Raw genomic sequence first — 24671 nt, forward strand, 5'->3', positions numbered from 1 at the left:
AACAAAAGATGGATCTACAAGTAAGCGGAAAAACCGCCCTGGTGACCGGCTCCACCGCCGGAATCGGGCTGGCCATTGCCAAAACACTGGCGCAGGAGGGCGTCGAAGTGATTCTGAACGGCCGTAACAAAGAACGGGTCGAAGCGCTGGTGCAGCACTTGTCGGCCGAGCTGCCCGGCACCCGGTTTCGGGGCGTTGCGGCTGATTTTAGCAAGGTAGAGGAGATTAACGCGCTGCTGGCCGAGGTGCCCGAAGTCGATATTCTGATCAACAATGTCGGAATCTTTGAGCCGAAGGAGTTTACGGACATTCCGGATGAGGACTGGTTTAAATTTTTCGAAGTCAACGTCATGAGCGGGGTGCGGCTGTCACGGCACTACTTCCCGAAAATGCTGGCTCAAGGCTGGGGCCGCATCATTTTTGTTTCCAGTGAATCGGCGCTGCAAATCCCGACGGAGATGATCCACTACGGAACGACGAAAACCGCCCAGCTCGCCGTTTCGCGGGGGCTGGCCGAACTGACTACGGGCACCGAAGTAACCGTTAATACGGTTCTGCCGGGTCCAACATTTTCGGAAGGCGTCGGTGATTTTATCGGCAGCATGGCCGCCCGAAACCAGGTATCGGTGGAGGAAATGGAAAAGGACTTTTTCAAAAACGCCCGTCCGACGTCCATTATCAAACGCTTTGCCACCACGCAGGAAATCGCCAATCTGGTAACGTATCTTTCCAGTCCGCTGGCATCGGCCACGAACGGGGCCGCCGTTCGCGTTGATGGCGGAGTTACCAAAACCATTGCGTAATTTTTATCAAGGCGGTTTTATACCCGTAGCTATCTCGCTAACCTGCGTCTTGATTCGGTACCGATGAAATCAGCAATTGGTTTCATCGGTACCGAATCGAAATTGGCAAACAAATTGAAATGGTTGCTTTTCGTCCATTCAAGGGGGCTTATTTGCTGATCGAACGCTACCGTCCGGCTTTCTTTTCGAAGGCGGAGTGGGGGTTCCATCTGGCGATGATTGTCCTGTTGCTGCCGGTCGGTAACTACCTCAACTTCGGGCCGTATTACCTGTCGGATGGCCGGGTTTTTCTGCTGGGAACGCTTTGCGGAACCTTCCTGTATGGTTTCTCAATCGTTTTTCTAACCCTGCTCAGCCGACGCATCATTGCGTTGTTTCCTACTTATCAGCAGACGATCCAGCGAACGGTGGTTTTGACGCTGCTGGTCAATGCCGCAGCCCTGATTTTCAACGCGCTTGAACTGTACATTTTCAGTTTAATCCCGCTGTTTACCATTTCATTTGACTGGAATACGCTGCGGCCTATGTGGCTGATCAGCGTGTTTTTCGTGACGGCCTTGTGCATTATCGCCAATTTACTCCACGCTTACGCGTACTGGATGAATGAACAGACCGAAGTGGAGCAGCTTAAACACCAGTCGATGCAGCAACAGTTCGATGCCTTAAAACAGCAGGTCAACCCCCATTTTCTGTTCAATAGTTTAAGCTCCATTTCAGCCCTGGTGGGCGAAGACCCCGTCGAAGCCGAACGGTTTGTCGACAAGCTGTCCAACGTGTATCGGTATATGCTTCAGGCAAAAAACCGCGAATTGGTGCCGCTGGCCGAGGAATTGGTTTTCATGCAAAACTACGCTTACATTCTGCATATTCGCTACGGAAACCATATCCGTATTACGTGTCCGGCTCCCCCCACCCATTTGATCGACCAGTTGCCTCCCCTGAGTTTACAGACGCTGATTGACAACGCCATCAAGCACAACAGCATGTCGGCCAGTCGCCCGTTACAGATCGCTATTCAGTACGCTGACCGGTTATCAATTCGGGTAACCAATCCAGTTCAGCGGAAAACACGTCGGCTCGATGTGACGCACGACGGGCTGGCAAACCTAACGGCGGCCTACCGCCAGCTTACGATTAAGCCGGTGGAGGTCGAAGAAGTCGGTGGAACGTTCCGGGTTACGCTGCCCTTGCTGCAAACCGCGGAGTCGTAAAACCGGTTGGTGGCTGGATTGGTGCTTACGATTTCTCCTCCCAGACCTGACAGAGGTTAACGATCACCTCGACGGCTTTTTCCATATCCTGAATCGAAACCCACTCCAGCCGCGAGTGGAAGGCGTGTTCGCCCGCGAAGATATTCGGGCAGGGCAGTCCCATGAACGACAGCAGCGAACCGTCGGTACCGCCCCGAATGCTCCGGCGTTCGGCGTTGAGATCGCTCCGGCGGATGGCTTCGAGCGCATGTTCCACCACGGCCGGGTGCTGATCGAGCACTTCTTTCATGTTCCGGTATTGCTCCCTGACTTCAAAAGTGGCGCTGGAGTTCGGATAGGACGCCAAAACCGTATCCACTAATTTTTGGAGGAACTGTTCTTTCTCGTGTAAGCCGCTGACGCTGAAATCGCGGATGATAAATTCCACCACCGCCTGATCCTGATTTCCTTCCAGGTGGCCCGGATGGATGAAGCCTTCGGAGCCTTCGGTTGTCTCGGGCGACAGTGAATCGTTGGGCAGCGCGGCCAATAGGTTGGCGGCAATCTTCAGGGCATTTTCCAGTTTGCCTTTCGCAAAACCGGGGTGCGTACTGACGCCCCGAATGGTAATTTTTACGGCATCCGCCGAAAAGGTTTCATCCTCCAGCGTTCCGAGCATTTCGCCATCGACGGTATAACCAAAATCGGCGCCCAGTTTATCCAGGTCCACTTTTTCCGTTCCGCGGCCCACCTCCTCGTCGGGCGTGAACAGCAGCCGGATCGTGCCGTGTTTGATGACGGATTCGTTTACCAGCAGTTCGGCAGCGGCCATGATTTCGGCGACGCCCGCTTTGTTGTCGGCCCCCAGTAAGGTCGTTCCGCTAGCCGTAATGAGGTCATTGCCAATCTGATCGTTTAAGTCCGGATGATCGGCCCGCCGGATCAGTTGCGTGGGGTCGTCGGGCAGCACAATGTCCGAACCGTCCCAGCCGTGGTGGACGAGCGGTTTTACGCCTTCGCCCGTTACGTCGGGCGAGGTGTCCATATGGGCGCAGAAGCACAAAACCGGCACATTCGGCTTGTCGGTATTGGCCGGAATGGTGGCATAGACATACCCGTAGTCATCCAGCTCGGCATCAGTCAGGCCAATTTCGTGCAATTCCCCGACCAATAAACGACCCAGGTTTTTCTGCTTTTCAGTCGATGGGTTGGTTGTGGAACGCGGGTCCGATTGCGTATCGATCTGAACGTATCGCAAAAACCGCTCGGTAACGGAGGTGTGCATGAACTGGGCTGATTAAGATGATTTAAACCGTATAATTACCACTTTGGCGGCTAATAATAACATTTCCGCCGAATAATCGCCGAATAACTGAGCGATTGAATACATTTGGCCGACCAACAAAAATGAACTTATGAAAATTTATTTTTATCCACTGCCAAAAATAGCGTCGCTCATTCTTTTTCAATTTCTCCTGACAACTTCGGTTCTGCGGGCGCAGGATGGCGGACGAAACAAGGCCATTTACGTCGAAGGGCTGGGTAGCGGCCTGATTTTAAGCCTGAATTATGATTTTCGGTTTAAACCCACGCAGGATGGTCTGGGCATGCGGGTGGGCATTGGCGGAGCCCGTATTTCGGACCGTAATTCTGATGCGCGGGCCGGGGCTATCACGATGCCCATCTTAGTTAACTATCTGATTGGTAAACGCCGGGCTGCTTTTGAAGTCGGAGCGGGTGTTACACCCATCTACATCAGTGCATCCGGCACGGACGATGTGTCCGGCGAACTGATCAGTGGAAAAGGGGTCGGAGTTTTCGGGTCCTTGAATGCCGGATTGCGGTTGCAACCCGTTCGAAATGGCGTGATTTTCCGACTAAACTGGACACCCATCATCACCAGCGAAGGGTTTCAGGCCCGCTGGCTGGGCCTTTCGCTGGGGTACGCTTTCAAATAAACGGTTCTGCCTTGGGGCAAAAAGCAAAAACCGGTTTGGCGAAACCGGTTTTTGCTTTTATGGGCTTATCAGGCTTCCACCGCCGTCTTGAACTCGGACGTAAAGTGGAACTTGATGTCGGGATTGTTCTGCATGTTCATCCGCAGAATCCAGTCGGATTCGGCCAGAAAAACCGGGTTGCCGTCTTTGTCGTACGCAATGGCGAGACCTTTCAGGCGGATAAACTCGTCAAGTTTCTTTTTGTCGTCCGACGTGAGCCAGCAGGCTTTGGAAACCGGCATGGAAACCCAGCGGCATTTGGCGCCGTATTCGTGTTCGAGCCGGTACTGAATCACGTCAAATTGCAGCTCGCCCACGGTTCCGACAATTTTCCGGTTTCCGCTGGTCAGCGTAAACAACTGCGCAACTCCTTCGTCGGTCAATTGCTGAATGCCCTTCTCCAACTGCTTGGATTTCATCGGGTCACTGTTGATCAATTCCTTGAAAATTTCGGGCGAAAAACTCGGAATCCCGGTGTATTGCAGGTCTTCGCCTTCGGTGAGCGTATCGCCAATTTTAAACGAACCCGTATCGTACAAACCGACCACATCGCCCGGAAAGCCTTCATCCACAATGCTTTTGCTGTCGGCCATGAAGCTGAACGGACTCGAAAACCGCACGTCTTTGTCCAGCCGCGTGTGGTGGTAAAACTTGCCCCGCTCGAAGGTGCCCGAGCAAATGCGCAGGAACGCAATCCGGTCGCGGTGGCGTGGGTCGAGGTTGGCGTGAATCTTGAAGACAAAACCGGTAAACTTTGCTTCTTCGGGTTGCACCACGCGTTTGTCGGTGGCGCGGGCGATGGGCTCCGGCGAAATGTCGCAGAAGGTGTCCAGCAATTCCTTGACGCCGAAGTTGTTGACGGCCGAACCGAAAAAAACCGGGGCGACCTGGCCTGCCAGATACGTCTGCCGGTCAAACGGGTCGTACACACCTTCGATCAGCTCGGCATCTTCGCGCAACTGCTCGGCATCGCGTTCGCCCACTTTCTGGTCCAAAACCGGGGTGTTGATGTCAATTTCCAGAATGTCTTCTTCTACTTTCGTTTTATTGACGCGGAAGAAATTCATGGTTTTGTCGTACAGGCTGTAAACGCCTTTGAAATCCGAGCCCATGTTCACCGGCCAGGTCAGCGGGCGCACGCGGATGTTGAGCTTGGCTTCCAGTTCGTCGAGCAGATCAAAGGGGCTCTGGCCTTCGCGGTCGAGTTTGTTGATGAAAATAATCACCGGCGTATCGCGCATCCGGCAGACTTCCATCAGCCGCTCGGTTTGTTCCTCCACGCCCTTCACGCAGTCGATGACGAGAATAACGCTGTCGACCGCCGTGAGCGTCCGGTACGTATCCTCCGCAAAATCTTTGTGACCCGGCGTATCCAGAATGTTGATTTTGAGATCACGGTATTCAAACGTCATCACCGAGGTGGCCACCGAAATACCGCGTTGTTTTTCGATTTCCATGAAGTCCGACGTGGCCGACTTCTTGATTTTGTTCGACTTGACGGCCCCGGCGGTCTGGATGGCCCCGCCAAAGAGCAGCAGCTTTTCGGTCAGGGTCGTTTTCCCGGCATCCGGGTGACTGATGATGGCAAACGTTCGGCGCCGACTGATTTCCTGTATCGTACTCATTCTATAGTAGACGACCCCACGCGGGGGCGTTTTTTTCAATGGATGGTAATAAAACACAAAGATACGAATTTTTCAGGGGCGGGTTGAACAACATTCCGGTGACTCACGGAGTTGACACATGGTGTTTTCGTCAGAATTAGTAGTTTTGAAAAAAAACGCTTTGCTTAACCCAAACTCATGAAGAAAACTCTGTACCTCGTCCGGCACGCCAAGGCCGAAGATCGGGCCAGTTTCCAGCGCGACCACGACCGGGAGCTGGTTCCGGAAGGCATCATGGCAGCCGCGCGGGTGGGTCGTCATCTGGCCGGACTGGGCATAAAACCAGATTGCCTGATCAGCAGCACCGCCAACCGGGCCAAAGATACCGGAAAGGTGATGGCCGAGCAGCTGCACCTAAACCCCGAACACCTGGAACTGGAAGCCAAGCTATTCGACGGCGGGCCGAAAGCGTACATGGCCGCGGTCAACGGCATGAACCCGAACTGCGAGTCGGTAATGCTTTTTGGTCACAATCCGGATATTTCGTATTTCGCCGAATTTCTGACCCATGCCGACGTGGGTTCGATGAGCAAGGGAGCCGTGGCTATTATCGAGTTTGAAGGACTGGAATGGGCCGAAGTGTCGGGGCGGACGGGGCGGTTGGTTGATCTGATATCGCCCAAAAAAATAAAAGAATCATGAATCGAAACCGGCGGATCCTGTTTGTGGTAGCCATTCTCTTTACCATCATTGTGGCTTTGCTGGCCATCGACATGGGCCGGCGCACAACGGCGCCCTGGAATAAAAAACGGCAACTCGAACGGGCGCTCCCGACCGAACCGGACGGCACCGCCATCGATACCGCGATGCTCGATTCGGCCGATACGCTGTTTGTCGAGGATAGCACAAACCGGTAATTTTTCAATTAAACAAGGCCGTATGGGTGCCATTACTTCTTTTATCAAGCGCAAAATTTTCCGCATCGACCGCGACCGCTGGAATTATCAGTACGACAAAGGTTTGTGGGAGGGGCTGAAAGGACTGGATGAACTGGCCCGTTTCAGCGTTATTGTCGGCTACATCAAATACCTGAAACCGGGTCAGCCCGAAATTCTGGAAATCGGTTGCGGTGAAGGATTGCTGCAACAACGGCTGCAATCACCAAATTACGGTCGGTATGTAGGGTCGGATATTTCGGATAGCGCCGTTCAGAACGCCCAGGCGCAGGCCGATGAAAAATGTACTTATCTGGTCGGTGATATGGATACCTTCCAGCCAGCCGGCACCTTTGATCTGATTATTTTCAACGAGTCGATTTATTACAGCCGCCACCCCCTCAAAACGCTGCAACGATTTGCCACCCATCTCAACGCCAACGGGTTGCTGATCGTCACGATCAATAACCACAAGCACAGCGATACGCTCTGGCAGGGCATCAAAGACGGTTTTGAGCTCCTCGACGAAGCCACCACCGTCACCAACAAATCCACCTGCGTCTGCAAAGTCCTGCGCCCAAAGCCAGGTGAGCGTTAAGAAGAATGCACAAGTAGCGTCAGCCCGATTCAGCGTTCACCCTTCTCAGCATTCCGTTTGGCACACGGTTTGCTAGTTGTTGTGCAAGCAATAATACTCTTTGTTCTGTTTTATGCATACCATGTTGGGGATCGGCTCGCGGGTGCGACACGCTGAATTTGGCGTTGGCGTTGTGATTAATGTAAAATCGACGGGTTACGTTGTGACTTTTGTCGAAACCGGCGTCAAAATAGTAAAGTTAAATACCGAATTGGACGTCATCGAAGGGGTAGAGCCTGACCGTGATCTGGTTAGCCTGTTTGATGTGGAGCAATCCCTTTCCCGGATTTTACAAAAGTGGGCGGACGTAACGGAAGTCGTGCCGCTGGGCGATAAATGGAAGGGTGGCAAGATGATTCTAAAACCGGGTCGGAACGATCTGGCGTCCAAGGAAATTCCGATCGACGTGTTTTTCCACAAAATCGTTATGATGCGGGATCGGCTGCGGGTGCTGGAACAACGCATCAACGCCAGTGCGATCGACGATGAAGAGAAGGTGAATATTCAGCAGTACATCACCCGGGTTTACGGCAGTATGACTTCCTTCAACCTCTTGTTTAAACAAACTGAACATTATTTCTCGGGCGAAAAATCGACCGTGGAAGCCTGACGATAGAAAATTAAAATGTGATTTGGGTTAGGGTTAACCGACGAGACGAGTACCCGCTGTTGCTGATGGCGGGTACTCTTGTTTTTTACGAACGCGGGTGAAAATCCGTAATGATCTGTTTCAGGTAATCGCGGTCGAGGTGGGTGTAGATTTCGGTGGTTGTAATCGACTCATGACCAAGCATTTGCTGCACCGCCCGCAAGTCGGCCCCGCCCTCAATCAGGTGCGTCGCAAACGAATGCCGAAACGTGTGCGGGCTGATTTCCTTGTGAATACCGGCTTCCACCGCCAGCTTTTTGATGGTTTTAAAAACCGAAACGCGCGAGAGTGTACTCCCCCGAAGGTTCAGAAAAACCGTATCTTCCGCACCCTTCTGAATGTCCAGTTGGTTCCGAACGTGATCGACGTATAGGGTGGTGTGTTTAATCGCATCTTTCCCGACGGGCACCAGGCGCATCTTGTTACCCTTTCCGGTGATTCGGATAAAACCGACTTCAAAATAGCAACTCGTCAGCCGCAGATCGAGCAATTCGGAAACCCGCAGGCCGGAGCTATACAGCATTTCGATCATGGCACGGTCGCGGGTGCCGCCGGGTGTTGACAGATCAATGGCGTCCAGAATGGCTTCAATTTCGGGAAAACTGAGCGTGTCGGGCAGTTTCCGGCTCAGCTTCGGCCCTTCCATCTGTTGCGTCGGATCGGTCTGGATCTCGTTTTCCAGCAACAGAAATTTGTAAAAAGCTTTCAGGCCGGACAAAAACCGGGCCTGCGAAGGCGCCGACAAGCCCAGATCGGTCAGGTAAGCCAGAAAATCGAAGAGGTGTTCTTCCGTCACCTGGAGGGGCGAAACCGCCGAACCTGCCAATTCCAGAAACTCACGCAATTTGTTTACGTCCCGCAGGTAGGCCTCTACCGAATTTTCGGCCAGGGAACGCTCCAGTTTCAGGTAATTTTTAAAAGCGTTGATGTAACTTTGCCACACAGCGTCGAGCACGGTTTACGGATTACGAAGCACGAATTACGGTTTTATTTGGAAAACCGCAATCCGGTTTTTGGAATTGATGATCGCTCCTGAACTGAACACTGCATCCATGAAGCAAATCCTTATTCTGAACGGCCCCAACCTCAATCTGTTGGGCAAACGGGAACCGCACATTTACGGAAACCGTACTTTTGTCGATTACCTGGAAACGATTGAACGGGCTTTTCCGGACGTTCAGATCCGGTATTTTCAATCCAATCACGAGGGCGAACTGATCGACAAAATCCACGAACTGGGCTTTACCATCGACGGCATCGTGATCAATGCCGGGGCGTATACGCACACCTCGATTGCCATTGCGGACGCGCTGTCGGCGGTTCCGGCCCCCACGGTCGAAGTACATATTTCCAATGTCCACGCCCGCGAAGAATTCCGGCATCACAGTTACCTGTCGGCCAAATGCAAGGGGGTGATCGTGGGACTGGGGCTGCTGGGGTATAATCTGGCGGTGCAGTATTTGTTGAGTCTGGAAAAGTAAGCGGTTTTTAGCGCATGATTACGTTTTATCCCGGTCCCTCGAAGGTTTATCCGCAGGTAGCCGATTACGCGCAGGAGGCCATTCGGTCGGGCGTGGTGAGTCTGAACCACCGCAGCCCCGGTTTTATGGACCTTGTGCAGGAAACCGTGCGGCTGCTGCACGAAAAACTGGCGATTCCGGCAGACTACCACATTGCGTTTGTCTCATCGGCCACGGAATGCTGGGAAATTGTTGCCCAATCGCTGACGGTGACGACCAGTCTGCACCCGCACGGGGGCGCTTTCGGTAAGAAATGGATGGAATACGCCCACCGGATCAAACCGATGATCCTGCCGGGGGAAGCCGATGTGCTGTGTGTGGTTCAGAATGAAACCTCGAACGGGACACAGGTTCGGATGGATACGCTGGCCCGGTTTCGGCGGGAATTCAGCGGACTGATTGCTGTCGATGCGGTTTCGTCGCTGGGTGGTTTGGTGTTCGACTGGACGCTGGCCGACGTCTGGTTTGCGTCGGTCCAGAAGTGTCTGGGCTTACCGGCGGGTCTGGCGGTTTTAATTTATTCGCCCAATGCCCTGAAACAGGCTGAAATCATCAACGACCGGCAGTATTACAACAGTCTGCTGTTCGTTCACGAGAACATTGAAAAATTTCAAACGCCGTTTACCCCGAACGGTCTGGGAATTTACCTGTTGATGCGGGTATTGCAGCAGGTCCCGGCGATTTCGGAAGTCGATACGCTCATTCGGAAACGGGCCGCCGACTGGTACCGGTTTATCGCGGAAGCAACCGACTGGCACCTGCTGATCGATCAGCCGGAGCTGCGGTCGGATACGGTTATTGCCGTTCAGGGCAGTGAAGCCGAAATCCGGGCGGTAAAAACCGCTGCGCAGCAAGCCGGTATTACCCTCGGCAACGGGTACGGCAACTGGAAATCCACCACTTTCCGGATTGCCAATTTTCCGGCCATCGAGGAGTGGGAAATTGAGAAATTGAAAGCGTTTTTGCGGGTCCGTGATCACGGAATGCCGGGCGGCCCCGCTTAACCTGTGTATTATTGTACGCATTCATAACCTTCAACACGGACGAACGTCGGTGGGTACGATGCTGAATTTCAAAGAAATCATCTCGGTTACGCTCATTCTGTTTTCGGTCATTGATGTCATCGGATCGTTGCCGGTGATCATTGACCTGCGTAAGAAAGTCGGCAAGATCGAATCCGAGAAAGCCACGCTGGCGTCGGCTCTGCTCATGATTGCGTTTCTGTACGTCGGCGAATCGATTCTGAAATTATTCGGCGTCGATGTGTCGTCGTTTGCCGTAGCCGGGGCGCTGATCATCTTTCTGTTAGGGCTGGAGATGATTCTGGGCCGGAACATCTTCAAATCTGATGAGCACAGTACGGGGGCGGCTCATATCGTACCGATTGCTTTTCCGCTCATTGCCGGAGCCGGAACCATGACCACCATTCTGTCGCTGAAAGCCGAATACGCCACGGCCAACATTCTGGTCGGAATTCTGATCAACCTGATTCTAATCTATGCCGTCCTGAAATCGTCAGAATGGCTTGAAAACCGGCTGGGGCCGGGCGGCACCAACATTCTCCGGAAGGTTTTCGGAATCATTTTACTTGCTATTGCCATCAAACTGTTTAAAAATAATTTCTGATGCAAACCCCCGATTCACTAAACGCCGTTGCCGAATTTCACCGCACCTTTCACCACCCGGTTTTGGAAAAACCGCAGATTCCGGCCGAAAACCGTTGCCAGCTTCGGGTGGCGCTGTTGGCGGAGGAGTTGAAAGAACTGGAAGTCGCGATTCTGGAAAAAGACATTGTGGAAGTGGCCGATGCGCTCTGCGATTTGCAGTATGTGTTGGCGGGTGCCATTCTGGAGTTTGGGCTGGGCGAACAATTCAAGGCTTTGTTCGACGAAGTACAGCGTTCAAACCTCAGCAAAGCCTGCCCGACGGTGGACGAAGCGGAAGCGACGGTGAAACACTATCAGGACAAAGGCGTCGAATGTCATTACGTGGAATCCGACGGGAAATACCTGGTATACCGAACGGCGGACAACAAAACGCTGAAAAATGTGAAGTATTCGCCGGCCAATCTGGTCGGGCTGCTGTCATAGGGCGTAACAAGTCCGACCGGTCACATGACCGGTCGGAGCTTACAATAACCTACTAAAGTATTGAAGATTAATGAATTGACAGGGGTTGGTTTTGCCCGAAGCCTGTTCAAACACCCGGTTCTCTAAAACTTCGATTGGGTCCGGAAAACGAATCAGCCAAACCAGTGCTCACGTTTTGGTTTACCAAACGCGTTATTTTGGTGATAGTCGAATTTTAGCGGTTTTTGATGGCGGTTGCGCAGCCAAAGCGCCAGCAGCACCAGCCCAACCAAAGCGGTTCCGGCTATTCCGAGGTAGGCCAGGGGAGAAGTAAGCTCCGAAAGCGACGTCAGATCTGCGACATACAAAGCCGTTACCTGGGCGGTTATTTTCAGAAAGAGGACCGGAAATAAACCGATTGCCAGGATGCAAAAACCCGCCAACATCTTCGGCATACTCATGTCATCCGAAACTTCTTTGGCCTGAGCAGCCGCCATTGAACGAGCCCTGCCTAAAAAAACCGTATTGAAAGTTCTGGAAAAGACAATCAGGGATAAAACGCTGATGAGCAAAAGACCCAAAATGATAGCCGCCAGCAGAAGATCGACCGAGCCGGTTGCCGATGGAAAGCTTTTGAACAGCCCCGAATACATCAGGAGTCCAGAAATAAATCCGTTGAAGGGAGGTAAGGCCAAAATGCCCAGCAAACCGATTAAAAAGGCGATCGCGGTTTTCGGCATGACGTCGAGAAGGCCGCCCAATTGGTCGAGGTTCCGGGTATGGGTTGCCCGGTAAACAGAGCCAATGCTGTAGAACAGCAGCGACTTGGACAAGGCGTGACTGGCGATGTGGATAATGCTCCCGGTCAGACCCAGCGCTGCCAGAGTCGGCAGGTTGAAGGCCATTCCCAGCAGTCCGGCACCAAGGCCAATACCAACGATTCCGGTATTGGAAACGCTGCTGTAAGCCAGGAGTGATTTGCCGTCTTGTTGAACAAAAGCCGCCCGAATGCCAACGATCCCAGACAAAAGTGAAACAACCAGGATGACGCATCCAACGGCAATCAAATCCCGGTGGACATAGGTCAAAACCCGCAAAATGCCGTACAGCCCGATCGGAAGCAGGGCGCCGGACATGATGCCCGAAACGTGTGAAGGCGCGGCCAGATGCGTGGGCGGAAGCCAGGTGTGGAGCGGCATAAAACCCGCATAAATGCCAAAACCCACAAACAAAAGCAGAAACAAGGGCAACAGATTGTGGTGGCTGAAATAGATACCCAGCCCATCGAAGCCAAACGGTTGACCATCTGCCCGGACCACCAGGAACGCGGCCGCAATCAGCGCAAAACCGGTCTGCATCTGAACCAGGTAGGTCAGGCCGGTTTTCAGAATGCCCTTCCGTTCTCCTTCGAACATCACCAGACCGAAGGCCGAAATCACCATCAATTCCCAGACAATCAGAAAGGCCGTTCCTTCGCGTAGCGTGCTGACGAGGATCAGGGAAATGTGGAGCCAGAGCAGCGCCAGATGGTGCCGGGAAAATTGCCCGTCAGACCGGGTCTGACGATAGAGTTGCAGGTAGCCGTGGGCGTACAGGGTGCCGGTGAGAAACGTCAGGCTGATGATCGTCAGGAAAAAGGCAGACAAGCTGTCAATGGTGATGGTCAGCGATAAACCGGTTATTTCCAGAAGGTTGGATTGCATCAGACCGCCCGTTGACAACGCCCGGTAAGCCCATGAGGTTGCCGTTACGATCAGGAGGATATGCAGAAAGAGACTGAAAAAATATTTCGTTTCACCCCGGAATAGAAACACTCCAAGGCTCCCAACGGCGGTGAAAAGAAAAACGGCAGACTCCATGCGAGGAAATACGAACTGAAGTCAAAAGTCTTGTAAAGCCGTTAAAAGAAAATTAATGCAGTGTTAAAAACCGGTTAAATCGGCTTTTAATTTATTCGTCGAGTTCGAAAGCCAGCGGTTTTTCGGCGGGGGCGGTTTTTCGAATCGACATCAGCACCTCAACGGAAGTTCCTTTGCCTATTTCGGATTCCACCCGGATTTGGCCCTGGTGAATGGTGATGATGCGGTGAGTCAGGGCCAGCCCGATACCGTGGCCAATGATGCCGGAGGTGGTTTCGGAACGGAAAAAGGGCTCGAACAAATGGGGGAGGTCCTGCGGTGGAATCCCGTAACCGTGGTCGGTGAAAGTCAGCAGGATCTGGTCGTGACCCGCGTGTAGTGTGACCACAATGTGGTGGTCTTTGGAATATTTGCAACCGTTTTCCATCAGGTTCTGGAAAGCCATCTGCAAGAGCGATTCTTCGCCCATCACAATCAGGTCTTCTTCATTGCCGGGCGGTTTTTCGTATTCGATGTCGATGCGGTATTCCTGGTTTTTTTGCAGCAGCCGGCTGCGTCCCTGCCAGAGGACTTCGTCGATGCGGACCGGTTTGAACGACAGCGTGGCGGCATCGGCATTGACGCGCGCCAGTTCGAGCAGGCCGTTGACGAGGTTGTTCATTTTCTTTCCTTCTTCCAGCACACTCTCCAGCGCCTGTTGGTATTCGGCCTCGTCGCGGGGCTGCATAAGCGCAACATCAACCTGGCCCATCATGACGGTTAAAGGGGTCAGCAGTTCGTGGGATGCGTGGGAAACAAAATTTTTCTGAAGAATAAAAGCCTGTTCCAGCCGGTCGAGCATGGCATTGAAGGTAGCGGCCAGCTTGGCCAGTTCGTCTTTGGGTCGTCCAATCCGGAGCCGGGCGTAGATGTTGGTGGCCGAAATATCATTCACCTGATCGATGATGTCGGAAACCGGCCGGAGCGCATCACCTGCGAAGAACCAGCCCGCCAGCAGGACAATGCCCATACTGACCACCCAGGTGATGATCAGGATATCCCGTAACCATTTAATCTTGGTAAAACCGTAGCGGTCGATGGCGGTTGCCACCACCACCAGCGTTCGTTTGTGTTTATCAGCATAACGCACGCCAAGCGTTTCGACCTCCCCGTTGCGAATAAAGATTTCTTTGCCGTTGCGCACCTGCTCCAGAAACTGGGGAGAGATTCGCTCGTGGTTTGAATCCGTCGAATGCATAATGCTGTTGTCGGGCAAATAAATCGTCACATGCCCTTTGTACAGCGACATAAAACTCAATTCGATCTGCTGGAGCATTTCATTCGTGATGCCACTCACATGCACGTTTTCCAGCGACTGGGCGGTAGCAAAAGCATTCTGACGAAGCCGGTCGTAGAATTCCCGTTCCCGGTATTGATCGAACAGGTAGTAAATAGACAGGGAGAACAGCAGGATGATCGAGCCAACCAGCAGGGCAAAGAGGACCGTTAATCGAGCACGAATGTTCATAAACGAAGGAGGAGGGGAGTAAAGGAGGAGATGTACCGGAATCTCTTTTCTCCATTTATTCCTTTCTTCTTTTACTCTTCTTTCAGCATGTAACCCATCCCAATGACTGTATGGATCAGCTTGACCGGAAAATCTTTATCGACCTTTTTGCGTAAAAAATTCACGTAAACGTCGATCACATTAGTGCCGGTATCAAAATGAATATCCCAGACTTTCTCCGCGATGTCGATCCGGGAAACTACGCGACTCCGGTTGCGCATCAGATACTCCAGGAGAGCAAACTCTTTGGCCGTCAGTTCGATGCGTTTTCCGCCCCGGCGGGCAATCTTTTCGTTAAGGTCCAGCTCGAGGTCCGCAACTTTCAGCAGGTTAGCCTGCAGGCTGGTATCGATTGTGCGTTTGCTCAGCGCCCGCAGCCGGGCCAGCAGCTCGCGGAACTCAAACGGTTTGACGAGGTAATCATCGGCCCCGGCTTCAAAACCGGCTACTTTGTTGTCGAGCGAGCCCATGGCCGTCAGCATCAGGATCGGCGTCTTGATGTTCTCGGATCGCACGGATTTGGCCACATCATAGCCGTTCATTTTTGGTAGATTCACGTCCAGCACAATGACATCGTAATTGTTGCTGAGTGCCATATTCCGTCCGATCTGTCCATCGTACGCAATGTCCACCTCAAAGGATTGTTCTTCAAGACCCTTCTTTACAAATGAAGCGAGTTTAGGTTCGTCTTCTACTACCAGGATTTTCATAATTGTGTGAACTAAGATATCCGAACCTGAACCGGATCGATTCAGGCTTGCTATAATAATGCAAAAAAACAAAAAAGCTACCCGAAACATATCTTCGGGTAGCTTTTTTCATCCTATCCACACCATTCAAAGCTAATTGTGACACCAGCTTTGACGTTCAACCTCCCTTTTGTAAGAAACTTAGCTGACTTACAGCGGAATTTTGATCACTCAAAAGTAGCCGTATCAGATTAAACCGAAGTTAAAGAGAGGTTAAAATCAGGTGAAAACAAGACATTTATAAACAAAAAAGCTATCCGAGATGATCCCGAATAGCTTTCCGACTATATCCACACCATTTAAAAACAGCCACCTGTTCAGGCTTAGGCTGCCTTTAGTTGCGACCCGGTTTTAAACAGGTCAATATTTTTTAACGCGTTGATCCTAAATGAGTATGCAAATATAATGGTTGTTTACAGCTTCAACATCAAAATTTCTGCAAAAAAATCAAAGAAAACTACTTAGTATTTTTTTTGCGTCAGGTACGAGCGTCACTTTTTTGCCGAAAAACCGCTCTGATAATTCAGGAAAGCCGTTTTAAGCTTCCAATTATATTTAAATAAAATTAATAATAAGCGAGGCAATGATCATATTTTTAAAATAAACTGAGTAACAAAAAAGCGAAACGCCTGGTTAAAAGCGTTTCGCTACTTATCATAATGTTGAGTAAACCAATTTTAGTGCCTGATTATCAGGCCTCGGGTTGATTACAACCTCGGGTTATTCTACTTTGGCTGATTGCTTTGCCGAGTCTACACCACTGTGGGCTTTATCGGCCAGATCATCAACTTTGTCGTTGAATTTGTCTTTGGCGGGCTCGCCTTCGTTCTGCAGTTTGCTGGTCCACTGATTGACCTGCGATTTCACCTGATCAACCTGCGATTTTACCTGATCAACGCCTTTGCTCCATTGATCCTGCAAATCCTTGGTGCGCTTGTCTGCTTCATCCTGAATCCACTGGCGGCTTTCCTGACCACTTTTTGGAGCCGTCAGAATTCCTGCAACAACGCCAGTAATGAATCCTAACAGAAAATCTCTTGAACTTCTCATGATGTTTCCTAATTTATGTTTGCGACTTTTGGAGGTAGCAAATAGATTTAATTCTATTCAATTAATATTTTGAATTGCGTTCAACGCGCTAAATGGCACCTTTTGACCGCGAAGCTACCGTGTCGACCGCATCATTGTATTTCGAAGTCAGATTATCTCTGGCATCATCATACTGGTTCCGGATGCTGTTGAATCCATTGGCAATGGTATCCTGAAGATCCTTCAGAAACTTGTCTGAGTCATTCGTAATTTTCTTGCGGGTATCTTTCCCACTGCGTGGTGCCAGTAACAAACCCAAGGCAGCCCCTGTCAATATGGCAACTACAAGTCCACTGAAGTTCGATTTCATAACCTTTACAACGGTTTAAGTGAATAATACCGCTCACGGCGGATAACGGAACTGGTATAGAAAAATTCATACCACTTTATCCTTTATCAAGAGTAAACAGCTGTTAAATGACTGATTGTCAGTGGTTATTATTTATTGTTTCGCCCCATTTGCCAAAGGCAATCGCGCACTACGGTGAGGAATATTTTCTACAAACTGTAGAACCAAACTGAATACCCCGGCTAAACACTGGTGATAAAGGGGAAATTGAAAGCGTATCAATTTTTCATTTTTCGATCTGGTCATCCCCAAGAAGTTGGGAATAAATAACAAAAAATCCCTGCACTCAAATTTGGTGCAGGGATTCCGTACCCACCGTAACTTGTACTTAACCTAAAATGAAACCACCTAAACCTAAACGTATCGCTAAGTCAACTTTTATCAGCGATCATATCGACACTGGCTTGACCCGAAGATCAATGGCATTTTTAAATGATGTGCGTTTGTCAAACGCCCCGTCCACGAATCAGACGGAGCAAAATGGCAACAATGGCAATGACTAATAAAATATGAATCAGGTTGTTACCGGCTAATCCTGTACCGAGTATGCCAAAGAAACCAAGCGCCCAGATAATTACCAGAATCACTGCGACGGTATAAAGTAGATTTCCCATAGCGAACGGTTCGCACCAAATGGTTTAAACAATAGATGCTTCTGTACGCTTTACATGAAAATGTTATGCCAAAAGTTTAATAATAAATAGAGTATCTCTAAAAAATCCAATAAATGATCGGCAATTAGAAACTTTCCTTGAAAAATGACGAAGAGTTGATAAGTAGTCCTTCAAACCAGGTAGAATGTACTGTGGAATTTTTTCCACAATTGTAGAATTATGTGTGGAGAAAAAACGTCTGTTTTAAGAAATATGAAATTATTTTTACCGTTCTGCGATGGACTAAAAACCGGTTTTTTACTTACTATTGCCCTAATAGGATGTAAATACAGCCAATTCGGGCTTAGTCAAGAGTTGAGATGAGTTTTAGGCACATTATTATCTATAGAATACTGTTATCGCACATTGTATAGAATGAAAAACGGGAAACTATCGTGGAAAGAATGAGGGGCTGGCAAACCGGAAGTCAATATGAACCGGTTAAATCGAACATGACGAATGCAAAGAAGGTACTGATCGTTGACGACGAAGCTGATATTTGCCTTTTATTGTCCGGTTTATTAAAACGAATGGGTTACCAGCCAACCTGCGCAAATTTTTTGGAAGAAGGTCGCCAGCGACTGGCCCAACAAGCCTATGATGCGGTTTTTTTAGACTTGAGCTTGCCCGATGGGGTTGGGTTTGAACTACTGTCGCACATCCGCCTGATCGAGCCGGCTACAAAAGTTATTATGATCAGTGCTTTTGACGGACTTGCCGAACGGAAACGGGCTTCGCAGGAAGGAGCCGATTATTTTATCGGTAAACCTTTTAATCGCAAGACCATCGAACAGGCTTTACAATATATCCAAGTTTAGTTAACTTTATCCCCTCATTAGTATTCGGACACTGTAACTGTCCTTTTATGGAAAGAATCTTAATCGTTGACGATAACACGGATATATGCCTGCTTTTAGAACGATTTTTGTCAAAACAAGGCTATAAGACGGCTTCTGTTCAACGAGGAGATGACGCCTTAACTCTGCTGCGAAAAGACCCGTTTGAACTGGTTATCTGCGATTTCAAACTGCCGGATGTCGACGGACTGGAGATGTTGCGTCGCATAAAAATCCTCAATCCGACCACCGCTGTCATTATCATCACCGGTTATTCCGATGTTCGAATGGCGGTGCAGACGGTCAAGCACGGGGCCTACGATTACGTTACCAAGCCTCTCTACCCGGACGAAATTCTGTATACGATCAAGAGTGCGCTTGATCGGCGCAGCCAGCAGATCAATGCCGGCGTTGGAGCGGGTCCGGACCTGTTGGAAGACGACGATCTCCCTGAAATCACCCCCGCCAAAGCTGCTACGCGCGTGGCCAAAACCACAATTATCACGGGTGGCAAACGCTTTATTTTCGGAAAAAGCCGGGCGGCTGAAATGCTTCAGAAACACATCGAACTCATTGCCCCAACCAACATGTCGGTCATCATCACCGGCGAAACCGGCACCGGGAAGGAGTTTGTGGCCAACGCAATTCATCAGAAAAGTAAACGGGCCGGAAAACCGTTTGTGGCCATCGACTGCGGAGCCTTGTCGAAAGAACTGGCCGGGAGCGAGTTGTTCGGTCACACCAAAGGATCCTTTACGGGCGCCATGTCCGACAAAATGGGGAGCTTTGAATACGCAAACGGCGGTACGTTGTTCCTCGATGAAATCGGCAACCTCTCCTACGAAAATCAGATTAAGTTGTTGCGGGTTTTGCAGGAACGAAAAATCCGGCGGATTGGCAGCAATACCGATATTGTTGTTGATGTTCGAATTCTGGTAGCTACCAACGAAGATCTGCGGGAAGCGGTTCGGCAGGGGCGGTTTCGGGAAGATATCTTCCACCGGCTCGACGAATTCCGGATCGAACTGGCTCCGCTGCGCGAGCGGAAAGCTGATATCATTCTTTTTGCCGAACATTTCCTGGAGATCGCCAATGAGCAGCTCGAAAAGAACGTTCAGGGATTTGATGATGAGGTCAAGGATAAACTAAAGGAATACTATTGGCACGGTAACTTGCGGGAAATTCAGAACGTTGTGAAACGGGCCGTCCTGCTGGCGCAAACTGATTTCATTACGCTGGATTGTCTGCCGTATGAAATCATCTCGCCCACTTACCTGATGGACGATAGCGGTTCGACGGTTACAACAGTAGCCCCGGCCAATAACCTCAAGTCAGTATCCGAAAATGCCGAACGGGCTGCCATCATCAAGGTGCTGGAAAAAACCGGGTATAACAAAACCAAAGCGGCCGAAGTCCTTAACATTGACCGCAAAACCCTTTATAACAAGCTGAAAGCCTACGATATTCATCTGTAGAAAGGAAGAACTATCTAATAAATACGGGCGACTATCCAACGATGGTCGCCCGTATTTATTTTTTATTTTATCGTAAAGCCCAGCGAGACCTGGCCAACCGCATTTTTCGCTTTGCCCATCAAAAGCCGGGCTCCGCCGTCTTCGGCCACCGGTTGTAAACCCTGCCCGTACCGCAATCCCAGCAATACCGTTCCGAAATAAATGTTCAGTCCTCCGGCAATTCCATAGTCGAACGCGTTAAAATTGTCCCGGTTGATATTCCGGTAATCCGCCCCCAGATCACCATCGGTGGTTACTTTTGAATTGATCAGGTAGGAAGCGTACGGACCCGCCTGCAAGTCGACCGAGTTGCCTAGTTTGAACGTTGCCAGAACCGGTAATTCAACGTAATTAAGTTTGAACGTATTCCGGCCGTTGGCACCCAGTAAATTATAGTTGGCCGAAACCCCCTTAGTCGTATATTGAAGCTCTGGCTGAATGGCAAAAAAACTGCCAACCGGTATTTGCGTAAAAACGCCCACGTGAAAACCGATGCGCTCATTCCGATCATCAACATTATCAAGGTAAAGGGTGCTGGCATTCAAACCGCCTTTGATTCCGGTCCGTGGTGTCGTTTGGGCAACTGCATTTGAATGCAACACACCATTGATAATCGCTGAAAGAAGAAGTAACTTAACAATCGGACGTTTCATAGAACTTAATTGATTTGGTAGATGCAGAGTTAATTGATAATAATGTGCCAAATGTTATTCTAAGTGGAACCGGTTTTGTTAAATAATTTACTATCAATAGATTAAGAAGTTTTCTATTTGTTGTTTGCCAATAAACCGCACGGATGAATTTTACTTTTTTGTAGAAGTTACTACTCAAAATGGGGAAGCTTTGAATTAAAAAAATGCGTTTGCAAAACACCTGAAAACCAAACTTGTTCCTATATGGACGAAAAGATAAACTACCTTTACTATTCATGCTTTTGATGGACCAGCCTTAAATCATACTTATCAGGATGTCGAATAAAGAATATAAAACCAGTATCTTGATCGCAGACGACGATGCGGATGATCGCATGCTGCTCGAACAGGCTTTCCGGGAATGCAACCTGAAATCAGAACTGTATTTTGTGGAAGACGGGGAGGAACTGATTGATTTTCTTCATCAGCGCGGCCCCTACACGTCGGTCATCCGACCCAGTCTGATCATACTGGATTTAAATATGCCGCGGAAGAATGGTATCCAGGCGCTGCGCGAAATCAAGGCAAACGAGCAATTCCGGCAAATTCCTGTCGTTGTATTAACAACTTCGACGGCGGAAGAAGACATCCTGCGTACCTATGATCTGGGCGTGAGTTCGTACATCTCCAAGCCATTCGATTTCAGTACGTTACTTGATATTACCACAACCATTAAAAAATACTGGATTGACACCGTTTCCTTACCTGATGACTCAACCCGATGAATTGTCGGAGAAGTCCATCCGAGTTTTACTGGTTGAGGACGATGAGGATGATTTTGTGCTGACAAAATCCCTAATCTCAAGCCGGGACAATGCAAACATTCACCTCGACTGGGTTAGTGATTACGATACGGCTCTGGAGCGGATTCACCAGAATGCGTACGACGTTTATCTGGTGGATTATCGCCTGGGCGAACGAACCGGTATTGAGCTGATTCAGGAAGCGTTCGTGGCCGGTTTTCAGACGCCAATGATTTTGCTGACGGGTCAGGATGACCTGGAGGTCGATTATTCGGCTTTGAAACTGGGCGCTGCCGATTACCTGGTGAAAGGCCGGATTGATGCCCAACTGCTGGGCCGCAGCATTCGCTACGCCTTGCGGCAATCCTTGGTAATGGGGGAGCTGGCCGAAAAAGAAAACCGGTACCGTTCGTTGTTCCAGCGATCGATCGACGCCATTTTCATAACGAACCGCACCTTCGAGTTTCAGGAAATCAACCCCTCGCTGGAGAAACTGACCGGTTATTCGGCTGACGAATTGCGGCAGATGGAGGTGCGCGAATTGTTCGATAAATCCGACGTTTACGATCAGTTGCGCCGGCAAATTGATGAGCTCGAACACGTTAAAGACACCGAAATCGTCTTAATCAGTAAAGACCGCAAAAAAATTGATTGCCTGCTGTCGGTGGTCGCCATACCCGACAAAAGCGGAGTTACCAACTGGTATCAGGCCATTGTGCGGGATGTAACGCAGCAGAAAAAGGCCCAGCGCGATTTGCTCATTGCCGAAAAGCTCAGCATGACCGGTCAGATTGCGCGTAGCATTGCCCACGAAGTGCGCAACCCGCTGACCAATCTGCACCTGGCGCTGGAACAGCTCAAGGAAGATTTGCCCCCCGAAGACCCCGGTTTGGCCCTTTACATCAGCATTATCCGCCGAAATGCCGAACGCATTGGGCAGTTGATAACGGAAATGCTCAATTCGTCGAAACCCCGCGATCTGGAGCTAAAACCGTATGACCTGAACGAAGCCGTTCGGGAAACGCTGTATCTGGTGCATGACCGCTTGCAGCTGAAGGGCATGAAACTGATTACGGACTTCACCACCGAAAGCAACGCCGTTCCGCTGGACAAAGAGCAGTTCAAAACCGCCTTGCTGAACATTCTGATCAATGCTGTTGAAGCCATGAAGGAAAATACCGGGATGCTAACCGTCAAAACCATCCCGTTCGGGGAGCGGGCCATCATGGTCTGCGTGGAGGATAACGGTTCGGGCATTTCGGAAGAAAACCGGCAGCGGCTGTTCGATCCGTTTTTCACGGGGAAGCAGGGCGGGATGGGGCTGGGCCTCACCACCACGCAGAACATCATCAACAGCCACCGGGGCTCGATCGAGGTTGAAAGTCAGGAAGGCGTTGGTACAACGTTCCGCCTGATTTTTCCCAAGTGACCCAGGATAAAACGCACGTAAAAACCGCCTGTGGCCTCCGATTGATCGGAGGCCATTTTTTTTTGCGGACGGCTGTAGATTTATTTACACAGTGGGGAAAGGGATTTCTACAGAGCCAAAGGGCGAGAATTTTATTTTATTGGATTTTACAAAGTGTATCAAGAAGTAAAATGCTGATTAACAAGTCTTTGCTTTTAATGTTGTTGCTGCTTGTCAAAGGATTCAGAACTGGCATAATTATCTCAATATACCTGGCATTACCAAGCGAAAGAAGATTATGCTCTGGAAGCCAACTCACTTTCCCGCTGCGATGCGTTCGTTACCTCCCAGTGTTCGGGATAAAGCCATTGAAATCGCGAACACCCTGCTGGAACCCGGAGAGCCCAATAATAAAGAGGTAATCTCCGCCAGTATTCAGGAAGCGCGGACCTGGGCCCGTAAGCGGTTTATGGAATCGGGCAACCGAGCCATTAGTTAATCGTAAAACCGTATTGAGTTATAGTATTCATCTGAAGTTTATTAACCCCGATAAAGCGAAACGGATATGATCTGGAAGAAAAACATTTACGACACGCTGGTTGCCTGCGCTACGGCATGTGATGAATACGCTACGGAATGTTCCCGGCAGCAGGATATCGAAGAATTATACCGCTGCATTTTTCTGAGCCTCGATTGCTCCGATCTTTGCCGCCAGGTGGCCGTTCTGTACGTTCGCGGTTCCGAAAACACGCGACTGATGGCCCGAACCTGCATTGAGGTCTGCGAAAAATGCGCCGATGAGTGCGAGCGCATGAGTGCCGAACGGGCCTGCCAGATCGCGGCTACCTGTCGCCAGTGCATCCGGGTTTGTATGGCCATTCTGGAGATGGGCCTGGTCCCGGAAAGCGAATCCGAAACGTCACGGACGTTGTTCGGAGCGCTCGGCCGGCAGGAAATGATCTACAATTAATCGAACCTTCTGAACCAGCAAGTGTCAAAACTGATTAAAACGGTGCTGGTTTCGCAGCCGGCCGGGCCATCGGTCATCAAAAGATTCAGTCAGAGCGTACCGTCGCGAAACGTGTAGAAGACATTGAAAAGCGGTTTTTCTGTAAAACCGACACGTTCTGAAGGTGAACTTTTGGTGTAAAAAAGCTCTTTTTCTGACTATAGGAACTGCGTCAGATTGGCAAGAGCCTTAAAACGGATGAAGACCCGGACCAGGTAATCGGCACCGTCTATAAATTATCATCTGTGAATGGCCGATTGTTTTAGCACGAACTAAACACAATCGGCCTTTTCGTTTACTTTAAATACTCAGTATATGGAAACCAAGGAACAACAGAATGCGGATATGGAAAAGGTTGGTAACCTGATCAACGACATTCGGATTGGTATGTTAACAACGCAGGACGAAACCGGCAATCTGGTTAGCCGCCCGATGGCCGTTATGAAACTGGATGAAACCGGAAATTTGTGGTTTCTGACGAAGGAACATTCGCCAAAAACCGAACAGATCGACAAAAACTATAAAGTAAATGTGGCCTTCGCCGATGCCGGTGATGCGTCGTATGTTTCGGTCAGCGGAACCGCCGAAGAGTTGCAGGATCGGGCCAAAGTGGAAGAGTTGTGGTCGCCCATGGCAAAACCGTGGTTTCCCGAAGGAAAAGATGATCCGACCCTTTCGGTATTGAAAGTCCACATCGAAACCGCCGAGTACTGGGATTCAACCTCCAGCCGGATGGTACGGCTTTTTGAAATGGCGCGGGCTGCTCTGACCGGTGATACCTACAAGCTCGGTGAAAACAAAATAGTTGAAAACCGTTGAA

At 50.2% G+C, this 24671-nt stretch carries 28 protein-coding genes; 18 read left to right on the plus strand and 10 right to left on the minus strand.

Annotated elements, in window-relative coordinates; translation table 11 throughout:
* Positions 1 to 8 precede the first annotated feature (8 nt).
* Positions 9 to 803 carry an SDR family NAD(P)-dependent oxidoreductase gene (locus ACYVHX_RS19405; protein WP_460673339.1) on the plus strand — a complete coding sequence of 265 codons (795 nt, stop codon included), beginning with the start codon at positions 9 to 11 and terminating at the stop codon, positions 801 to 803.
* A gap of 119 nt (positions 804 to 922) precedes the next feature.
* Positions 923 to 2014, plus strand: a complete 1092-nt coding sequence (locus tag ACYVHX_RS19410; protein WP_460673340.1) for a sensor histidine kinase — start codon at positions 923 to 925, stop codon at positions 2012 to 2014.
* A gap of 25 nt (positions 2015 to 2039) precedes the next feature.
* Here the strand turns inward: ACYVHX_RS19410 and pepT are convergent, their stop codons facing one another.
* Positions 2040 to 3278: a peptidase T gene (gene pepT, locus ACYVHX_RS19415; protein WP_460673341.1), complete on the minus strand. Its 1239-nt coding sequence runs from the start codon at positions 3276 to 3278 to the stop codon at positions 2040 to 2042.
* Between the two features lie 130 nt (positions 3279 to 3408).
* Between pepT and ACYVHX_RS19420 the strand changes: the two genes are divergently transcribed.
* The gene (locus ACYVHX_RS19420; RefSeq protein WP_460673342.1) at positions 3409 to 3951 is read left to right on the plus strand and encodes a hypothetical protein; all 543 of its coding nucleotides are present in this window, start codon (positions 3409 to 3411) and stop codon (positions 3949 to 3951) included.
* A 68-nt stretch (positions 3952 to 4019) separates the two neighbouring features.
* Here ACYVHX_RS19420 and ACYVHX_RS19425 read toward each other — a convergent pair whose 3' ends face one another.
* Complete coding sequence (locus ACYVHX_RS19425) at positions 4020 to 5615, minus strand: peptide chain release factor 3 (RefSeq protein WP_460673343.1); 1596 nt, start codon at positions 5613 to 5615, stop codon at positions 4020 to 4022.
* 177 nt (positions 5616 to 5792) lie between these two features.
* Between ACYVHX_RS19425 and ACYVHX_RS19430 the strand changes: the two genes are divergently transcribed.
* From ACYVHX_RS19430 to ACYVHX_RS19445, 4 genes are all read left to right on the plus strand, one after another.
* Positions 5793 to 6296 carry a SixA phosphatase family protein gene (locus ACYVHX_RS19430; RefSeq protein WP_460673344.1) on the plus strand — a complete coding sequence of 168 codons (504 nt, stop codon included), beginning with the start codon at positions 5793 to 5795 and terminating at the stop codon, positions 6294 to 6296.
* Complete coding sequence (locus ACYVHX_RS19435) at positions 6293 to 6511, plus strand: hypothetical protein (protein ID WP_460673345.1); 219 nt, start codon at positions 6293 to 6295, stop codon at positions 6509 to 6511. Before ACYVHX_RS19430 ends, ACYVHX_RS19435 begins: the two co-directional genes overlap by 4 nt.
* Positions 6512 to 6533: 22 nt before the next feature.
* Positions 6534 to 7127: a class I SAM-dependent methyltransferase gene (locus tag ACYVHX_RS19440; protein ID WP_460673346.1), complete on the plus strand. Its 594-nt coding sequence runs from the start codon at positions 6534 to 6536 to the stop codon at positions 7125 to 7127.
* A gap of 112 nt (positions 7128 to 7239) precedes the next feature.
* Entirely contained in the window at positions 7240 to 7776 is a 537-nt protein-coding gene (locus tag ACYVHX_RS19445; protein WP_460673347.1) for a hypothetical protein, read from the plus strand.
* 85 nt (positions 7777 to 7861) lie between these two features.
* Here the strand turns inward: ACYVHX_RS19445 and xerD are convergent, their stop codons facing one another.
* Positions 7862 to 8758, minus strand: a complete 897-nt coding sequence (xerD, locus tag ACYVHX_RS19450) for a site-specific tyrosine recombinase XerD (RefSeq protein WP_460673452.1) — start codon at positions 8756 to 8758, stop codon at positions 7862 to 7864.
* A 109-nt stretch (positions 8759 to 8867) separates the two neighbouring features.
* On the opposite strand from xerD, the gene aroQ reads away from it, so the two are divergent.
* From aroQ to ACYVHX_RS19470, 4 genes are read left to right on the plus strand one after another with little or no spacing between them, the layout of a single operon-like run.
* Positions 8868 to 9296, plus strand: coding sequence for a type II 3-dehydroquinate dehydratase (gene aroQ / locus ACYVHX_RS19455; protein ID WP_460673348.1), 429 nt, complete (start codon positions 8868 to 8870; stop codon positions 9294 to 9296).
* Positions 9297 to 9310: 14 nt separating this feature from the next.
* On the plus strand, positions 9311 to 10339 hold the full coding sequence (locus ACYVHX_RS19460) for an aminotransferase class V-fold PLP-dependent enzyme (protein WP_460673349.1): 1029 nt from the start codon (positions 9311 to 9313) through the stop codon (positions 10337 to 10339).
* A 58-nt stretch (positions 10340 to 10397) separates the two neighbouring features.
* Positions 10398 to 10961, plus strand: a complete 564-nt coding sequence (locus tag ACYVHX_RS19465; protein WP_460673350.1) for a MarC family protein — start codon at positions 10398 to 10400, stop codon at positions 10959 to 10961.
* Positions 10961 to 11425: a pyrophosphohydrolase domain-containing protein gene (locus tag ACYVHX_RS19470; RefSeq protein ID WP_460673351.1), complete on the plus strand. Its 465-nt coding sequence runs from the start codon at positions 10961 to 10963 to the stop codon at positions 11423 to 11425. Before ACYVHX_RS19465 ends, ACYVHX_RS19470 begins: the two co-directional genes overlap by 1 nt.
* 152 nt (positions 11426 to 11577) lie before the next feature.
* On the opposite strand, the gene ACYVHX_RS19475 is transcribed toward ACYVHX_RS19470, so the two are convergent.
* The 6 genes from ACYVHX_RS19475 to ACYVHX_RS19500 form a co-directional block, all read right to left on the minus strand.
* Positions 11578 to 13107 (minus strand): proton-conducting transporter transmembrane domain-containing protein, encoded by a 1530-nt coding sequence (locus ACYVHX_RS19475; RefSeq protein ID WP_460673352.1) that lies wholly within the window; start codon positions 13105 to 13107, stop codon positions 11578 to 11580.
* A 247-nt stretch (positions 13108 to 13354) separates the two neighbouring features.
* Positions 13355 to 14770, minus strand: a complete 1416-nt coding sequence (locus ACYVHX_RS19480; protein WP_460673353.1) for an ATP-binding protein — start codon at positions 14768 to 14770, stop codon at positions 13355 to 13357.
* 71 nt (positions 14771 to 14841) lie between these two features.
* The gene (locus ACYVHX_RS19485; RefSeq protein WP_460673354.1) at positions 14842 to 15519 is read right to left on the minus strand and encodes a response regulator; all 678 of its coding nucleotides are present in this window, start codon (positions 15517 to 15519) and stop codon (positions 14842 to 14844) included.
* Between the two features lie 759 nt (positions 15520 to 16278).
* Positions 16279 to 16608, minus strand: coding sequence for a YtxH domain-containing protein (locus tag ACYVHX_RS19490; protein WP_460673355.1), 330 nt, complete (start codon positions 16606 to 16608; stop codon positions 16279 to 16281).
* Positions 16609 to 16696: 88 nt separating this feature from the next.
* Positions 16697 to 16957, minus strand: coding sequence for a YtxH domain-containing protein (locus ACYVHX_RS19495; protein ID WP_460673356.1), 261 nt, complete (start codon positions 16955 to 16957; stop codon positions 16697 to 16699).
* A 485-nt stretch (positions 16958 to 17442) separates the two neighbouring features.
* A complete protein-coding gene (locus ACYVHX_RS19500; RefSeq protein ID WP_460673357.1) occupies positions 17443 to 17610 on the minus strand; it encodes a lmo0937 family membrane protein in 168 nt (55 codons plus the stop codon).
* Positions 17611 to 18053: 443 nt separating this feature from the next.
* Here ACYVHX_RS19500 and ACYVHX_RS19505 point away from each other — a divergent pair, with 443 nt between their 5' ends.
* Positions 18054 to 18467 carry a response regulator gene (locus tag ACYVHX_RS19505; protein WP_460673358.1) on the plus strand — a complete coding sequence of 138 codons (414 nt, stop codon included), beginning with the start codon at positions 18054 to 18056 and terminating at the stop codon, positions 18465 to 18467.
* A gap of 47 nt (positions 18468 to 18514) precedes the next feature.
* Positions 18515 to 19960, plus strand: a complete 1446-nt coding sequence (locus tag ACYVHX_RS19510) for a sigma-54-dependent transcriptional regulator (RefSeq protein ID WP_460673359.1) — start codon at positions 18515 to 18517, stop codon at positions 19958 to 19960.
* A 62-nt stretch (positions 19961 to 20022) separates the two neighbouring features.
* On the opposite strand, the gene ACYVHX_RS19515 is transcribed toward ACYVHX_RS19510, so the two are convergent.
* Entirely contained in the window at positions 20023 to 20652 is a 630-nt protein-coding gene (locus ACYVHX_RS19515; RefSeq protein ID WP_460673360.1) for a porin family protein, read from the minus strand.
* Positions 20653 to 20966: 314 nt separating this feature from the next.
* On the opposite strand from ACYVHX_RS19515, the gene ACYVHX_RS19520 reads away from it, so the two are divergent.
* From ACYVHX_RS19520 to ACYVHX_RS19540, 5 genes are all read left to right on the plus strand, one after another.
* Complete coding sequence (locus ACYVHX_RS19520) at positions 20967 to 21416, plus strand: response regulator (RefSeq protein ID WP_460673361.1); 450 nt, start codon at positions 20967 to 20969, stop codon at positions 21414 to 21416.
* On the plus strand, positions 21400 to 22863 hold the full coding sequence (locus ACYVHX_RS19525; RefSeq protein ID WP_460673362.1) for a two-component system sensor histidine kinase NtrB: 1464 nt from the start codon (positions 21400 to 21402) through the stop codon (positions 22861 to 22863). Before ACYVHX_RS19520 ends, ACYVHX_RS19525 begins: the two co-directional genes overlap by 17 nt.
* Positions 22864 to 23173: 310 nt before the next feature.
* Entirely contained in the window at positions 23174 to 23341 is a 168-nt protein-coding gene (locus tag ACYVHX_RS19530) for a hypothetical protein (RefSeq protein ID WP_460673363.1), read from the plus strand.
* A gap of 66 nt (positions 23342 to 23407) precedes the next feature.
* Positions 23408 to 23812, plus strand: a complete 405-nt coding sequence (locus tag ACYVHX_RS19535; RefSeq protein WP_460673364.1) for a four-helix bundle copper-binding protein — start codon at positions 23408 to 23410, stop codon at positions 23810 to 23812.
* Positions 23813 to 24166: 354 nt separating this feature from the next.
* Complete coding sequence (locus ACYVHX_RS19540; protein WP_460673365.1) at positions 24167 to 24670, plus strand: pyridoxamine 5'-phosphate oxidase family protein; 504 nt, start codon at positions 24167 to 24169, stop codon at positions 24668 to 24670.
* Position 24671 lies beyond the last annotated feature (1 nt).

Source organism: Larkinella ripae (assembly GCF_054780775.1).

Excerpts from the sequence above, each read along its gene's own strand:
- ACYVHX_RS19475 (WP_460673352.1), bottom strand. The coding sequence starts at position 13,107 with ATGCAATCCAACCTTCTGGAAATAACCGGTTTATCGCTGACCATCACC.
- ACYVHX_RS19520 (WP_460673361.1), top strand. The coding sequence starts at position 20,967 with ATGTCGAATAAAGAATATAAAACCAGTATCTTGATCGCAGACGACGAT.
- ACYVHX_RS19405 (WP_460673339.1), top strand. The coding sequence starts at position 9 with ATGGATCTACAAGTAAGCGGAAAAACCGCCCTGGTGACCGGCTCCACC.
- ACYVHX_RS19490 (WP_460673355.1), bottom strand. The coding sequence starts at position 16,608 with ATGAGAAGTTCAAGAGATTTTCTGTTAGGATTCATTACTGGCGTTGTT.
- ACYVHX_RS19530 (WP_460673363.1), top strand. The coding sequence starts at position 23,174 with ATGCGTTCGTTACCTCCCAGTGTTCGGGATAAAGCCATTGAAATCGCG.
- ACYVHX_RS19420 (WP_460673342.1), top strand. The coding sequence starts at position 3,409 with ATGAAAATTTATTTTTATCCACTGCCAAAAATAGCGTCGCTCATTCTT.
- ACYVHX_RS19500 (WP_460673357.1), bottom strand. The coding sequence starts at position 17,610 with ATGGGAAATCTACTTTATACCGTCGCAGTGATTCTGGTAATTATCTGG.
- ACYVHX_RS19445 (WP_460673347.1), top strand. The coding sequence starts at position 7,240 with ATGCATACCATGTTGGGGATCGGCTCGCGGGTGCGACACGCTGAATTT.
- ACYVHX_RS19410 (WP_460673340.1), top strand. The coding sequence starts at position 923 with ATGGTTGCTTTTCGTCCATTCAAGGGGGCTTATTTGCTGATCGAACGC.
- ACYVHX_RS19480 (WP_460673353.1), bottom strand. The coding sequence starts at position 14,770 with ATGAACATTCGTGCTCGATTAACGGTCCTCTTTGCCCTGCTGGTTGGC.
- ACYVHX_RS19535 (WP_460673364.1), top strand. The coding sequence starts at position 23,408 with ATGATCTGGAAGAAAAACATTTACGACACGCTGGTTGCCTGCGCTACG.
- ACYVHX_RS19540 (WP_460673365.1), top strand. The coding sequence starts at position 24,167 with ATGGAAACCAAGGAACAACAGAATGCGGATATGGAAAAGGTTGGTAAC.
- ACYVHX_RS19495 (WP_460673356.1), bottom strand. The coding sequence starts at position 16,957 with ATGAAATCGAACTTCAGTGGACTTGTAGTTGCCATATTGACAGGGGCT.
- ACYVHX_RS19485 (WP_460673354.1), bottom strand. The coding sequence starts at position 15,519 with ATGAAAATCCTGGTAGTAGAAGACGAACCTAAACTCGCTTCATTTGTA.
- ACYVHX_RS19525 (WP_460673362.1), top strand. The coding sequence starts at position 21,400 with ATGACTCAACCCGATGAATTGTCGGAGAAGTCCATCCGAGTTTTACTG.
- pepT (WP_460673341.1), bottom strand. The coding sequence starts at position 3,278 with ATGCACACCTCCGTTACCGAGCGGTTTTTGCGATACGTTCAGATCGAT.
- ACYVHX_RS19435 (WP_460673345.1), top strand. The coding sequence starts at position 6,293 with ATGAATCGAAACCGGCGGATCCTGTTTGTGGTAGCCATTCTCTTTACC.
- ACYVHX_RS19510 (WP_460673359.1), top strand. The coding sequence starts at position 18,515 with ATGGAAAGAATCTTAATCGTTGACGATAACACGGATATATGCCTGCTT.
- aroQ (WP_460673348.1), top strand. The coding sequence starts at position 8,868 with ATGAAGCAAATCCTTATTCTGAACGGCCCCAACCTCAATCTGTTGGGC.
- ACYVHX_RS19460 (WP_460673349.1), top strand. The coding sequence starts at position 9,311 with ATGATTACGTTTTATCCCGGTCCCTCGAAGGTTTATCCGCAGGTAGCC.
- ACYVHX_RS19470 (WP_460673351.1), top strand. The coding sequence starts at position 10,961 with ATGCAAACCCCCGATTCACTAAACGCCGTTGCCGAATTTCACCGCACC.
- ACYVHX_RS19430 (WP_460673344.1), top strand. The coding sequence starts at position 5,793 with ATGAAGAAAACTCTGTACCTCGTCCGGCACGCCAAGGCCGAAGATCGG.
- ACYVHX_RS19440 (WP_460673346.1), top strand. The coding sequence starts at position 6,534 with ATGGGTGCCATTACTTCTTTTATCAAGCGCAAAATTTTCCGCATCGAC.
- ACYVHX_RS19505 (WP_460673358.1), top strand. The coding sequence starts at position 18,054 with ATGAGGGGCTGGCAAACCGGAAGTCAATATGAACCGGTTAAATCGAAC.
- ACYVHX_RS19425 (WP_460673343.1), bottom strand. The coding sequence starts at position 5,615 with ATGAGTACGATACAGGAAATCAGTCGGCGCCGAACGTTTGCCATCATC.
- ACYVHX_RS19515 (WP_460673360.1), bottom strand. The coding sequence starts at position 20,652 with ATGAAACGTCCGATTGTTAAGTTACTTCTTCTTTCAGCGATTATCAAT.
- ACYVHX_RS19465 (WP_460673350.1), top strand. The coding sequence starts at position 10,398 with ATGCTGAATTTCAAAGAAATCATCTCGGTTACGCTCATTCTGTTTTCG.